This is a genomic window from Erwinia phyllosphaerae (genome assembly GCF_019132875.1).
GTDB lineage: Bacteria > Pseudomonadota > Gammaproteobacteria > Enterobacterales > Enterobacteriaceae > Erwinia > Erwinia phyllosphaerae.
The window spans coordinates 499926-513403 of sequence record NZ_JAHSPF010000002.1 but is presented as its reverse complement, the minus strand read 5'-3'; the positions used below and the strand labels follow the sequence as shown (position 1 = coordinate 513403).

Sequence of the window (13478 nt, the reverse complement as noted above, 5' to 3'; positions counted from 1 at the left end):
AGCAGGTAGCAGGTAGCAGGTAGCAGGTAGCAGGTAGCAGGTAGCAGGTAGCAGGTAGCAGGTAGCAGGTAGCAGGTAGCAGGTTAATAATACCGGCGGAAGAAAGTAATAACAGTGGAAGAAAGTAATAACAGCAGAAGAAAGTAATAACAGCGGAAGAAAGCAATAACAGCGGAAGAAAGCAATAACAGCAGAAGAAAGCAATAACAGCAGAAGAAAGCAATAACAGCAGAAGAAAGCAATAACAGCAGAAGAAAGCAATAACAGGTAATTAAAAGCGCCAGCCTCGTGGAGGCCAGCGCATAATCATTAGTGGAAGGCGTTATTTAACAGAATAGAAGTAATGACGCCTGTTGCAGCGGCAATCAACACATAGTTGCCGTCAATATAGGCCCAGTGTTCGCCGCGCGGTGGCTCATGCAGGCCGCGATCGCGCCAGTCGTTTACGCGGTAATCGTCGCCACGGAAGTGAGGCGGCAGCGGTTGTCCACGGTGAAACTCATGCCCCTGCCAGGCAAAGCGGTCGCGCTGTTCAAAATGGTGGTCAGGACCATGACCTTCATGTCCTCGAAAATCCCCATGACCACGATCCGGGCCGCCTCTATCGTCACGACCATGATGCCCATCAGGTCCACCATGGCCTTCATGCCCACCTTGCTGGTGCCAGTCCTGTCCCGGAGGGCCTTCAGCCTGGGTTACGGTAGAAAACAACGTGCTCGCTGAAAATACGGTAATCAACAGCGCCAGAGTGGTTTTTTTCATGGTTACATCCTCAATTTGCTTACGGCTTCTGTAGCGCCGTTGGATAATACTATTGTCCAGATTGCGCTACAAAAACATATCTAACAGTCCTAAAACTCCCGTAATTACTGTACTTTACCGCGACTTAACCATCCCTTAACACTATGAGGAGAATGTGAACCTTTTCGTTGATAAAAATTTGTGATAAGTCAGGCTACCGCGCGATTTTCCGCCAAAAATTCGCCGACGTCGCGGACCTGGTTGATAAAACCGTCAAGCATACTGCTAAATCGGTCAGCATCCAGTCCTGCCAGCGGCAGCTGGGTACACAAGCGCAACCCCTCGTCGCCGTCTGTCGCCAGCCAGCAGCCACGCATCGCGTCCATCTCAAAATTTAATGCCAGCAGCATACGTAAGTATGGCTCTGATGTGCCAATCAGACTGGCTATTTTACAGTGAAAAATAATGCAGTCGCTGTCGGGCGGCAGTTCGATAATCGCTATTTCACGCTGGTGTTCAACCAGCGCACAGACGCCGTTTTTCAGGCCAAGATTCAGGTTTAAACGTCGGCCGTAGTAGGCCAGATAGTGGTTGAGCTGTTGCGCTGCGGACATAAAAACTCCTGTTAACTTTTAAGTACATAGTGTTGCTGCTGCCCCTGCTGCAAAGCGCCGGCCAGCTCCGCTGTCGCTTTTGCAATACGCCCTTCCAGCGCGTAATTCACAGGGTTATCCTGGTTTTCGCCGTAGCTGAAGCTGATCTTGCCCAGATTACGCTTCATAGAAACCGACGCGCTGTTAGAGCCGCCGAGCAAAAAAGCAGGCGTGGCGAAGCCATCCGTTTTGACCTGTGATTTGCTGAAGGCAATAGACTTAAGCCGCAGATTATCGCGCCTGGTAAGTTCCGCCCTCATCTCTTCCGGACTATTGCCCTGCTCCAGCCAGCGTTTTTCCAGCTTTTCGCGTACGTCATCCTTTAACTCCAGCGTTACGGTCGCCTCCGTACTGACGTTATCCTGAAGCGCGGCAATCAGCGTTTGTAGCTGACGGTCATCTTTCATTAGCTCGCGCATTTTATTGGCGTTGCTGGCATTGAGGCTGCCGTCCAGCAGATGAGAAAGCTGATGCCAGATGCCGTTACTGTCTACCTTGCTCAGATTGGCATAGGTAGTCTGATACTCACCGTTTTGCAGCAGTTTCTGGCCCTTTTCCGCCGCGCTTTGCTGACGGAGGTGCTTATCAAGATCGCGTAGCGCCGCCTGCTGCTCATTACTTTTTTGCCGGAGATTACGCGGCGTAAAATGGGCATCGATTTTGTCCAGTTTCTGCGCGGGTGTTAACGGTGTTTCGTCATCTTCTTTATCTTTTAACGCGGCCATAAGCGCTGCCGTTGCCGGATCGCTGAATTTCTTACCCAGCGTTTCCATTAGCTTATCGATATGTACCGCTTCCAGCGGCTGGGCCATTTTGGTTTCTATCGTCAGACTTTGCTTTGTACGATTATCAATGGAAAGCTGTACGCTGGCGGCCGGCCCGGCAAACAGCGGCACACGCCCCTCCGCGCCCTTGATCAATACTCCCGTCGGTAAAGCAAAGTTAACGCCCACGCTGGCCTTGTTCAGGCCGCGCGGACGATTGTTACTGCGGCTTTCCGTACTGCTGCCCTCTTTGCTGGTACTGCCTCTTTCGCGCGTGCCGGAAAGCAAATTAACGCCAGCATAGGCTCCGCCGCCCACGCGGAAGCTGGCAGGCGTCTCTTTTTCATGTTTGTTGGTCACGGGAATACCGGCCGAAGCCAGCGCGGCCGCATTGGCATCCAGGCTAACGTTCAATACCTCCCCCTTTTTGACGCTGTGATTGATGCCGCGATTGAGTAACGTTAGCGGCTCCAGCGTGCCTTCCATTAGCCCTTTAATAAAGGTGGGCAGTTCAGCTTCGGTAATTTCAAAGCTGATACTGTTCTGTTTTTTGACGTCCAGTGGCGTGGCGGAAAACACTCCGCCCACGCGAACAGCCGGTGCCAGATTACGCTGGTGATCGACAGCAACGTCATGCGCTGGATCTTTCATATAACCCGTTAGCAGGTTATAACCTATGCCGGTAAAAGCCGTCAGCGAACCGCCGCCATCCCGGCCAAAACTAACGTTTACGCCGCCCTCGCTACGCGTCAGGCTCATATTGTAACCCCGGTCCAGGCTGCCTCTGCCGCCAACCCCGGCAATCACCTGTGAACCGGGCAGCACGCTCATCGTGGTCGCTGCACCATAGGCCCGACTAAAGGCGATGCTTTCACCTTTCTCCATCGCCAGCACCGTTTCTCCCATTCTGCGGGCCAGCATCTGCTGATCTTCAGCCTGCATCACCGTTCGGGTGGTCACGTTCATGGCGTGATTCGCTTTGCTAAAGGCTTTAGTCATCGATTTAATGGCATCGTAGTTCGCTTCCAGCCGGTCGTTACCGGTAAACCCCTGGCTGGTTACCTGCTTTAGCGGATTGCCTTCCCATTCTTCATCACGCAAAGCACGAAATTCATTGCCCAGCGCCCGCAGCGCTTTGTCACGCGGTTCGCCCTGTAGATGCAACGCTCTGCTAAGGCGCGTGGTCAAATCGTGCATTTTCACATTGGTCAGGCCGTCCAGAATCAGGCGCGACTTAACCAGCCCCAGCGGATCGTGCGTATCACGATGCAGGCCAGCCGGAATGGCCTCCGCAGGTTTCTGGTGAGAAAGCGTTACGCCCGCGTTTTTTAGCGCGTTTAGCGTAAGCTGAGCATGATTACCTTTGCCGCTCGGCTGTGATGAGAACAGCTGGTGCAGCTTGTCCAGCAACTCGTCGCTGCGCGTGCTGGCGGGATTGAGGCCGTTCGTTAATTTTGCCATCTGCCGCACGGCACCGCTCTGAGCGCCATAGTGCTGCTGAAGCAGCCCGGCCTGCAGTGCTGCACTGTCTGCCAGAACGGCGTTAAAGCTCTGCATCTCGCTGAACCAGTTCGGCAAATTATCCTGTGAGGCCAGCGCTTTTAACCTCAGGCTAAGCGGCTCCTGCGGTTTTCCGGTTTGCTGCCGCTTGAGGTGCCGGGTCAGTTCCGCCAGCTGATGAGTTTGCTGCTGGTAGATTGCCGTCAACCCCTGACGGCCGCCGTAAGTGTGCTGGACAAGACTGCCTAAATTTTTCAGCGGTCGCGGCGTTTCCAGCGTGGGGCGAAAGACGAAGGTGCTCAGTCGGGTGCGGAAAGGCGTATGAACCTTATGACCGTCATGCCCGGACTGACCAAACGTATTGATTTCGCGTTTCCAGGTAATGCCGGTTTTCCCTAGTCTGGCATCACGTGTAGCGCTGCTTAGCCTGTCATAATGCCGATCGGCCATGTTTTCAGCATCCCGGTCGCCCGGTGAAAAGGCGGAGGGAACCGGATGCCAGCCATGCTCGCTTCTGGCCAGCAGCCGCGAGTTATCCATCTCCAGCAGCAGCGCCTCCTTTTGATTACCGTAAAATCTGGCGGGAAGCGCATCGGGCGTTTCGTCTGCTTCATCCTTAATTTGCGCGGGTAATTTCTCCAGCTGCATTTTGTCCAGTTTGCCCTGCTGCCAGCTTTGTGCAGGCAGGCTGAATACTTTGCCCTTGTCGCTGAGAATAAACAGCTGACTCTCTGGGCCGATAACGATATCTGTAACCTTATGATCCACTCGGTCCTCAGGGATCAGGCTTAGCGCGGCAGAAGCCCGGTTCATCGCCTCGCTTAACGCCTGACGCGTCAGCGTTTGCGGCAGTCGTCTGTTTCGGCGGCTTTCCGTATCGACGTGATGAAAGTGAATATCACCTTTCTCTTCCAGCGTAGCGAAACGCCCGTTGTCCAGCACGCTGGCAGCTACCGTGGCCTGATTCTTATCCAGGCCCGGCATGGCCAGCTCTTCGCTGACGCTTTTTTTTATCTGATGCAGGGCAAACGCGTTCTGCTGAAAATTTATTTTGTTGCTGGCAACGTTAACTTTCAGTCTTTTTAATTGGTTATCTTTGAGCACCCACGCCTGGCCGTCCTGACCGGCGCGTAGTCGATCGGCTTTGACCTCGCTGGCTTCCCAGCCGTTAGTCAACTCATTAAAAAAATGCACTTTTCCGTCATGCAGCATCAGCTTGCCGTTAGCGCCGATATCGACAATATCTTTACGTTCAGGCGCAGGCTGTGGTAACCCTTTCTGATAGTCCATCACCAGGCTGTCGCTCAGGTTCCAGCTGGACGAGACCTGCGGCCGGGCCGGATCCGGATTCAGTGCGATAGCATGCTGCCGATCCATACTGTCTTTTACTACCGCATGCAGCTGATTGTTTTCTCCATTAAGCAGACTCAGCACGTGAAAGCGATCGCCCGTTACCTCTGCAATCTGCTGGTGCAGCCTGTCACGCAGGGTAAGGCTATGCGCATCGCCAAAATTCAGCTTGTCTGCTTCGCCAGGACGATTAGCCACCAGCAAACGTCCCTGATGATCGGCCGCAATAACCAGACTATCGGTCTGGGCCAGCGCCGCCAGCGAAGTTTTGCCGGGTATCAGCTGTAGCGTGCGCTGGCTGGCTGCCGAACTGTCAAAACGCGGCAGCAGCCTGACGCTTTGCTGCTTGTTCTCATTGTTGGTCAACACCACCAGCGTTTGCCCGTCAGCGGCCACGGACGCGTTGCTTATCTTGTCCGCAAAACGCACGCTCTGGCTCTGCGTCTGCAAATTGTATAAATGGTAATCGTCATGTACCAGATAAAGCGCGTTATCCGCCTGACGCGATAGCTTTGCCTGGTCTTTGTCACCGCCAGCCAGCATCGCCTTTTGCCAGCCTTCGGTATGCGAAGTTAGCTGATAAAGCTTGTCGTTGCTAAGCCGAAATGCGTGGCTACCTTCGGACGCGGGCTGATGCCAGATGCCGGAAAGCTGGCTGAGCACGGCGGCATCGGGAAGCTTTTCCTCTGCTGTTTGCACCCCGGGGCTATTGCTGCGCCGGATCTGCACGGCGCTTCCATCGGCGTTTAACGTCAGCGCATGCTCAATAGTTTCTGCTGCCTTTCGACGTGGAAAAGCGCTACCGGGCGTTTCTTCTTTTGCCCACGCTGATCTGCTGTGCGCCACGCCAATTAGTGCATCCCGCGAGGAATGGAGTGACAGCAACCGCCCCCCCTCGTCGAGCAAAGTATGTTGCTGATGATTTTTGCTGGCCACCACGCTCTGATAGCGCATTTTTTCATGGCCGATGGTTTGCTTTAACAAAGCGCGCTGGGCATCTCGCCCCTGTGGCGCGGCGACGGTAGCGTTGCGCTGCTCGTTGAGCTGTATCCCTAACGAAGCTTGTTCTTCAGCCTGATACGCCTGCCGCTCTGCCAGGAGGGCACTGATTTCGTGCTCCAGCGAGCCTTCTGCCGTGGTCGGAATTGCCACATCTAATCGATTCAGCGGTGTTGGCGCCTCTGCCCGCTGTGGCTTTCCTGCCGCTCCCCGCTGCGAGGAGGTGCTTTTACGAAAGAGCGATAGCTGGCTAAACGCGCGGAAACGGCCCCGTTCCGTTGTCCTCGCCGCATTGCTCTGCTGTATATTCTGGCCTGACAGCGTAGTCTGTCCGCCGACAACGCTTTGCAACGTGCCGCCGCCGCGTTGGGTGGGAGCCGCATCCTGCTGACGGGCCGTACCCTGGCCGTGCTGTTTTGATGTCTGCCGCTCAATACCGCTCAGGCCTGATGCAAAAGCTGTTTTAATACCCGATAGCACGCAATATCTCCTTAACTGAAACACCCAAAACTTCAGCTAAGTGGTAGAAAACCCGGCCCGGTTCCCACTGTCATAGATTGTTCTTATTAGTAAAAAACGCGAGCGGCGTGAATGTTTAACGACGCGGTTCAGGCTAAAAAAGGATTTTAGCTAACCCGAGTCCGGTGACTAAGAGACCAAAGAGCGCAGAGACAAACCAGTAGGTTTGGGCGGAAATAGCCTTATACAGTTCGCTCCTCAGCCCTTCTATTTTGAGATCGAGGCCGAGAATATCTTCTTTGGTAGCGTAATTAGATTTGATCACGCCTACGTCCAGCTGCAAAAGCGATACGTCCTGCTTTAACTGGGAAACATCGGTTTTCAGCACTGAGACATCGGTTTTTAAGACTGAAACGTCAATTTTCAACTCGCAAATATCTTTTTGCAGCACTGATACGTCCGTTTTCAGTACCGATACGTCCGCTTTCAACATCGATACATCCGTTTTTAACACCGATACGTCCGTTTTCAACACCGATACGTCCGTTTTCAGCACTGAGACATCGGTTTTTAATGTGGCAATATCCTGCTGCATCAGGCTACTTTGGTTTTCAACTTTTTCCATGCGGCTTTCCATGCGGTGACTCCTGTCATAAGCGGCGAAACAATAAACAAACGGTACGCCTCCCTCTTTCAAAGCGCAACGGCAAAAGCTTTACCAAAATGCGGCATCTCTCCAGAAAACAAGATGTAACGAGTGAAACTATCGGAAAGTGGAGGAAAAAGGCGTGCGCCTTTTATGAGGGCTAACCACTATAAACAATTGCGGAGAGGCATTGCACCTCTCCGTTATGACATTAATGCTTCAGTGTTTCTCTGACCTTTTTCACGTCGCCCGCGTTGACCGCCGACGCTTTATTACCCCAGCCCTGGCGAATAAAGGTTGCCAGCTGCGCGACCTGTTCATCACTCAGGCGAGAAGCAAAACCGGGCATGGCCAACGTGGAGGGCGCTTTCGCCGTAGAAGGCTGCTGCGCGCCCGCAAGGATAGTGTGGATTAACCCTGTTGGATCGCCTGCGTTAACAATAGTGGCCCCGTCCAGCTGTGGGAACACGCCAGGCGCGCCCTTGCCCGTGACAAAGTGACAGGCCCCACAGTTGTCCAGATAGAGACGTTCGCCGGAAGTCAGTTTTTTGGCTGCCGTTAGCCTGGTTTCCGTCGCGCTGGCTGCTTTGTCATCGCTGGCAATAACGGCGGGATTACCGCCCAGAAACTTCAGATATGCCGTAATCGCCTTCAAGTCGGCGTCGCTCATATAAGAAGTACTGTGTTCTACCACCGAAGTCATTTCGCCGCCTACTGCCGCCTTATCGTTACGGCCCGTCGCCAGGTAATCAACGGTTTCCTGCTCCGTCCAGCGCGGCAGACCGCGCAGCGAAGGGACTTCCCAACCGTTGAGGCTACCGCCGGAAAGGAATGTTTTATCGCCGCTGTCCAGCGCTTTTTCATTCATTCCCAAACCGCGAGGCGTATGGCAGCTGCCGCAGTGTCCCAGGCTTTCCACCAGATAGGCACCACGGTTTACCTCTGCCGATGCACCGCCAACAGGCTGGAAAGGCTTATCGGAAACAAACGCCCAGTTCCAGAAGCGCATGCCCCAGCGCTGGCTGAACGGAAAACTCAGGCTGGTTTCAGGCGGCGCTTCCGCACTCGGTTTTACGCCCTGCATAAACCAGGTGTACAGCGCGTGCATATCTTTATCGCTGATTTTGGCGTAATCCGGATAAGGCATAGCCGGATAAAGCCGTGAGCCATCCGGCAATACGCCTTTTCTTACCGCATCAGAAAACTGCTGTTCGCTGTAATTGCCAATACCGTGCTCTTTATCCGGCGTAATATTGGTTGAATAAATCGTACCTAAATTAGATTCAATAGCCAGACCGCCGGAGAATGGCGCTTTGCCTGGCAGTGAATGGCAGGCGCTACAGTCGCCCAGCCGGGAAAGATATTCGCCCTGTTGCAGTTCGCTGTTATCGGCCGTTGCCGCCAGTACGGAACCGGCGCTCAGCAGCCCGGCTCCGGCGATTAAATATTTAATTTTCATCATCGCTTACGCCTGTACCATTGGTCCGGGGTTTTTCAAATAAATATCTTTAATAGCCTGCGCCGCCATCAGCGTTATTGCGCCAATGGTATCGGTAGGGTTAGCCTGGAAATTTTGTGGAAAAGCATTACCGCCCGGCACAAACACGTTATGGACATCCCAGCTTTGCAAATATTTATTCAGCGCTGACGTTCTGGGGTTATCGCCCATGACCGCGCCGCCCACGTTGTGGGTAGAGACATATTTGGTCAGGTCAAAATGCGCATCCATCGGCAGGAAACTTTCGCTGTAGCTGTCCGGATTTAGCTCTTTGGTGATATTACTGACTATCCCCTTCAGATACTGTTGCAGTTTCAGCTCGTTCTGTTTCCAGTCGAAAGTCATACGCAGCAGCGGATAGCCATATTCATCTTTATAGTTCGGGTCCAGGTCGAGATAGATATCGCGATAAGACTGGCAGGTCGTGGTGATGCTGATTTTCATTGAATGGCCGTACCACTCTTCCAGCCCTTCCTTCCAGCCGGTTCCCCACGCTGGCGTGCCCTTTGGCAGCGCAGTACTGATTGGCGTGCCGGTTGCCTGCGAGCTATGGATTTTTGCGCCGCCAATAAAGCCCAGCGATGGACCGTCAAAGTTGCCGGGCGAAATGTCATTAAACATCTGGCCGGTGGCGCCTGCGGTCGCAAAAGGATTGAAGTTTTTGTCTTTGAAGAACAGCGTCGAGCCGCCATTGCTCAGGAAGGCATAGTTACGGCCAACCACTCCCTCTTCGGTAACAGGATTGTAAGGCTTGCCAATGCCGGAAAGCAGCATCAGGCGTACGTTACAAAACTGGAAGCTGCTCAACACAACAATTTTTGCCGGCTGGAAGCACTCATTACCTTGCGCATCAATATAAATTACGCCTTTTGCCGTTTTTTTATCGTCATGTAGCACGACTTTCATCACGTTGGCATGCACTTCGTAGGAAAAGTTATCCATACGCTTAAGCGCATCCATTACGGCGGTCTGTGGCGATGCTTTAGAGTAGTTCAGGCAAGGATATTTACTGCAATAGCCACAGTAGTTGCATGGCGCAATCTGGTTGCCATAAGGGTTAGTCCAGGCGCGCGACACACAGGCGGAAGGATTCGGAAAGGGGTGATAACCCAGCTTTTTGGCCGCTTTAACAAACATTGTATTGTTTAGCGTATCTTCCAGTGCCGGGAGCGGATAAGGTTCTGAACGTGGCCCTTCAAACGGATCCCCGCCTTCCAGTATTTGCCCGCGCAAATTGCCGGTATTGCCAGACTGCCCGCAAATATGTTCGAACTTAGTGTAGTACGGCTCAATTTCATCCCAGCTGAACGGGAAATCCATGATACGCATATCTTCCTGCAGGATACCCGGCTTGTAAGCCTGATCTGCATAGGTTTTTAATTTTAAATCGGTTGGCGTGGGACGAATAAGCACCGCCGTCCAGTGCAGGCCGGAACCGCCTACGCCCGTGCCGGGTGCGAAGGCGCCCCATTTGCGGGTCGGTAATGCGGTTTGACTCATGTTATAACGGACGGTCACAGCAGCTTCTGCCGGGGTCGCCATTACTTTATTACGTACGCCGTAAGCGTACTCATCTGCCGGTTTAGGATAAGCAAACTCTTCATATCCACGGTCGCCACCGCGTTCCAGCGCGCGTACTTTTAATCTGGCCATCGCCAGCTCAATGCTCATCAGCGAGCCAGCCCAGCCCAGGCCGACGACGACGACGTCGACTTCTTCTTTATTTACCGTTGCCATTTTTGATCCTGTCAGTCTGCAATCAGAGAAAAATTCAGGCCTGCTCGCCTTTGATGCTTATCGGGCCAAGCGGGTACGGCACGTTGTGCTGTTTTACCCACTCCATATAGCTGGCGCGCGCGCCGGGAAAGCCGATAGCTATCCAGGCCTTCATCCCTTTATTGCCGCCATACATAGGATCGGAGAGATAGCCATGTTTGGTATTTGAGAGCAGCTCACTGAAGAATTGCGATCCCTGTAGCGCGCTTTCGCCAAGATCGGCGAAGCTGATCTGATTTTTTTGCACCTGGTTGAGCACGGCTTCCTGATCCGCTGTCGCCAGCTGGTGAAAGGCTTTCTGATGCTGTTGCTGGCACCAGCCGTCAATCAGGCGGATACCGGTTTGCAGAATCTGTTGTGGACGGAATGGAATCTGATAACCCATCGTGGCGGGCGCGTGTGGCTCGAACGGTCCCTGCATATAAATTTCGCTGCCGAGATCGCCGTGCATTTGCTGATCGATAAAAATCGGTACGTTGGTTTCAAGTGCGCCAGGCGCCTTGCCTTTGCCGCCAGCGGGAATAAGACGATCGCAGGCTGCCATAATAAACTGCCATTCACTGGCGGAGAAGAAAATGGGTTTGTAGTCGAGTAGATCGGGAGCGGCCATTTCCGCAGCCTGGGCCGCAGTCAATCCTTTGAAGACCAGTTCGCCTAGCGGTAAAGCTAATAGCGATCCCAGTAAAAACTTACGCCGGGTAGTTTCTTTTTGTAGCAACATATCATTACGACTCTCACGTGATAATAAAATGTAATTTGGTTTAATAAATTTTGTTATCGACCAGAAAGTCAGTAATGTTATGGATAACATTTATGTCTAAATGTAAGAATTGACGTGATTTTATTTTTAGTTAAGCTTTATAACTTTGTTATAAATTTGAAATTAAATTGATATTAAAATGTTTTGATTGCAAATTGCGCGTACGCATTACTTTTCTGCCGAATAAATGTACATTTCCCCTGTAATACGTTGCAGATAATTCAAACCGGTGATAATGCCTGCGCTGAACAGACGGGAAAAATTATTCAGTGGTGATGAGAATGAGAATGGATAGAGACAACATTATTTTGCGCAGATGATTCATTAGCCGCCAGCGGCGCAAAGCGGGCGTTATAACGCAGGCGAAACGCATGCATTTCCTGTGCATCCGGTTCCAGTTCACGCAGGAAGCTAAGTGCCAGACGAACATGCTCGCCGGAAAGCTCGGTGGGAAGCCAGGCTTCACGCAGTACGCCGCGCCAGAAAGCAATATTCTCTTCGGACTCGTCAACCAGAAAAAGCTGCCAGATTAACAGCACGCTGGCGGCGTTACTCAGGTGTGCCTCGCTGTCGCGGGAAAGATAAGCGACAAACTCTTCTCCGGCAGTACGTCCCATCAGGCTAAGCAACGATTCAACATAAACCGGATCGATATTCAGTCGTTTAGTCAGCGCGCCGGTAGCGCGTCGCGAAGGGGAATTAAGCACGCGAAAACCAATGATAAATACCACGGCCAGCGTCAAAAGCATTAACCAAATCATGTACAGTTCCGAAAGTAGCAAGCGTGAAGGACGCCAGATTAGCAGCAGGCTTGCGTAGAAGGCAAACCTGCACAAAGACAGCCTTTAACCAGAAAAATGCGTGACTTTAATTTTGCTGCTGCCACTCAGCACGATGTTTAACACACATATCAACAGCAAGCTGTAGCGTTTCGCCAGCCGTCTGGCCCGTCATTTTTTCGGCAGGTAAAATTATTTCATCGACCTTGGTCCACACGGCATAAGAGAGCAGACCAACCTGATGTTGTAACGATATGTGCGCCAGAGCCAGCGTGGCTTTACCTGTCTCATCGGCGAGGATCTCATATTTTAAGAAGTCGCCCTTCTCTTTATTAAGATAAATGATTTTTATTACTTCCAGCATTGTCATCCTGATCTCCTTATGGTCTGACAGAGCGAGAGGACAGAATACTTTTTTCCTCTCGCCAGTGCACTACCCATAAAAACAGTATCAGAAAGTAATAAAAGCCACTAAGGTCAGGCTACTGGCGGTCAGCTAACCGCCAGTCACTATCAGTTGCCTGCTTCTTCCAGCACTTTATGGATTACCGCGGAAAGTTCGTTAATCTCGAACTTAGCGACATAACCGTTTGCACCCACTTTACGGACGTGATCTTCGTTGGCGCTGCCCGAAAGCGAAGAGTGAATAACCACGGGAATATTTTTCAGGCCTAAATCACCTTTTATATTACGGGTTAGCGTAAAGCCGTCCATTTCAGGCATTTCCAGATCGGTTAATACCATCGCGATTTTATCGTGAATAGATACACCTTCCGCCATCGCCTGCTGGGCCATCAGCTTGATTTTTTCCCAGGCTTCGCGGCCCGTGTTGTGCATTACCGCTGGAATGCCCATTACTTTTAAACCTTGCTCCAGCATCTGCCGCGCCACTTTAGAATCTTCGGCGACAATCGCCACTGAACCCGGTTTGATATTAAACGCTTTCAGCTTAACGTCATCCGCTTTAACGTCGCGTACGGAAGGGATGACGTCGTGAAGGATCTGCTCAACGTCCAGCACCATTGCCATACTGTTGGTTTTATCATCCAGACAGGCGATGCTGGTAATGTTGCGGCTGCTGATCCCGGATTCGGCAGTATGGATTTGGTTCCAGTTAAGACGCACGATATCGTCCACCGATTCAACGGCAAAAGCCTGGGTGCTGCGGGCGTATTCAGTAACTAACAGCAAATTCAGCCCGGTTTCCGGCGTGCAGCCCGTTACCGCAGGCAGATCGATTACCGGAATAAACTGACCGCGGATATTGGCCATACCCAGCAGCGGTGACTTCATACCTGCCGCTTTGGTAATCGGCGGCATGGTAACGATTTCGCGCAGCTTAAATACGTTGATGCCAAACAGTTCCGATTTTGCATCGTTCTGATCTGAACCTAAACGGAACAGCAGAAGCTCAAATTTATTGGATAAGGCGAGATTCGCTCTCTCATCAATCTCTTTCTGAAAATTATCCATCACTACCTCTGGGTTGCCTGGCTGTTTGTACGCTGGTAAGCGGCGTACAACGGCACGCGGCTTATCACTCTGTCAGTGTT

10 protein-coding genes are annotated in these 13478 nt (G+C 52.1%); all 10 read right to left on the bottom strand.

Annotated features, from left to right (window positions below; translation table 11 throughout):
- Positions 1-309 precede the first annotated feature (309 nt).
- On the bottom strand, positions 310-762 hold the full coding sequence (locus tag KUE00_RS05755) for an RcnB family protein (protein WP_246758645.1): 453 nt from the start codon (positions 760-762) through the stop codon (positions 310-312).
- 188 nt (positions 763-950) lie between these two features.
- Positions 951-1355: a type III secretion system chaperone gene (locus tag KUE00_RS05750; RefSeq protein WP_246758643.1), complete on the bottom strand. Its 405-nt coding sequence runs from the start codon at positions 1353-1355 to the stop codon at positions 951-953.
- 11 nt (positions 1356-1366) lie between these two features.
- On the bottom strand, positions 1367-6487 hold the full coding sequence (locus tag KUE00_RS05745) for an AvrE-family type 3 secretion system effector (protein ID WP_246758642.1): 5121 nt from the start codon (positions 6485-6487) through the stop codon (positions 1367-1369).
- Between the two features lie 133 nt (positions 6488-6620).
- Positions 6621-7103 carry a hypothetical protein gene (locus KUE00_RS05740; RefSeq protein ID WP_246758641.1) on the bottom strand — a complete coding sequence of 161 codons (483 nt, stop codon included), beginning with the start codon at positions 7101-7103 and terminating at the stop codon, positions 6621-6623.
- Between the two features lie 220 nt (positions 7104-7323).
- The gene (locus KUE00_RS05735) at positions 7324-8571 is read right to left on the bottom strand and encodes a c-type cytochrome (protein WP_425523563.1); all 1248 of its coding nucleotides are present in this window, start codon (positions 8569-8571) and stop codon (positions 7324-7326) included.
- A 6-nt stretch (positions 8572-8577) separates the two neighbouring features.
- Positions 8578-10347 carry a GMC family oxidoreductase gene (locus KUE00_RS05730; protein WP_246758639.1) on the bottom strand — a complete coding sequence of 590 codons (1770 nt, stop codon included), beginning with the start codon at positions 10345-10347 and terminating at the stop codon, positions 8578-8580.
- 34 nt (positions 10348-10381) lie between these two features.
- Positions 10382-11107 carry a gluconate 2-dehydrogenase subunit 3 family protein gene (locus KUE00_RS05725; RefSeq protein ID WP_246758638.1) on the bottom strand — a complete coding sequence of 242 codons (726 nt, stop codon included), beginning with the start codon at positions 11105-11107 and terminating at the stop codon, positions 10382-10384.
- 305 nt (positions 11108-11412) lie between these two features.
- On the bottom strand, positions 11413-11907 hold the full coding sequence (locus tag KUE00_RS05720; protein WP_246758637.1) for a DUF1198 family protein: 495 nt from the start codon (positions 11905-11907) through the stop codon (positions 11413-11415).
- Between the two features lie 106 nt (positions 11908-12013).
- The gene (locus KUE00_RS05715) at positions 12014-12295 is read right to left on the bottom strand and encodes a hypothetical protein (protein WP_246758635.1); all 282 of its coding nucleotides are present in this window, start codon (positions 12293-12295) and stop codon (positions 12014-12016) included.
- A gap of 143 nt (positions 12296-12438) precedes the next feature.
- On the bottom strand, positions 12439-13398 hold the full coding sequence (locus KUE00_RS05710) for a chemotaxis protein (RefSeq protein WP_246758633.1): 960 nt from the start codon (positions 13396-13398) through the stop codon (positions 12439-12441).
- Positions 13399-13478: the final 80 nt, after the last annotated feature.

Bases quoted from the DNA above. Each gene is read 5' to 3' on its own strand.
- KUE00_RS05755 (WP_246758645.1), bottom strand. From the start codon at position 762: ATGAAAAAAACCACTCTGGCGCTGTTGATTACCGTATTTTCAGCGAGC.
- KUE00_RS05750 (WP_246758643.1), bottom strand. From the start codon at position 1,355: ATGTCCGCAGCGCAACAGCTCAACCACTATCTGGCCTACTACGGCCGA.
- KUE00_RS05740 (WP_246758641.1), bottom strand. From the start codon at position 7,103: ATGGAAAGCCGCATGGAAAAAGTTGAAAACCAAAGTAGCCTGATGCAG.
- KUE00_RS05735 (WP_425523563.1), bottom strand. From the start codon at position 8,571: ATGAAAATTAAATATTTAATCGCCGGAGCCGGGCTGCTGAGCGCCGGT.
- KUE00_RS05730 (WP_246758639.1), bottom strand. From the start codon at position 10,347: ATGGCAACGGTAAATAAAGAAGAAGTCGACGTCGTCGTCGTCGGCCTG.
- KUE00_RS05725 (WP_246758638.1), bottom strand. From the start codon at position 11,107: ATGTTGCTACAAAAAGAAACTACCCGGCGTAAGTTTTTACTGGGATCG.
- KUE00_RS05720 (WP_246758637.1), bottom strand. From the start codon at position 11,907: ATGATTTGGTTAATGCTTTTGACGCTGGCCGTGGTATTTATCATTGGT.
- KUE00_RS05715 (WP_246758635.1), bottom strand. From the start codon at position 12,295: ATGACAATGCTGGAAGTAATAAAAATCATTTATCTTAATAAAGAGAAG.
- KUE00_RS05710 (WP_246758633.1), bottom strand. From the start codon at position 13,398: ATGGATAATTTTCAGAAAGAGATTGATGAGAGAGCGAATCTCGCCTTA.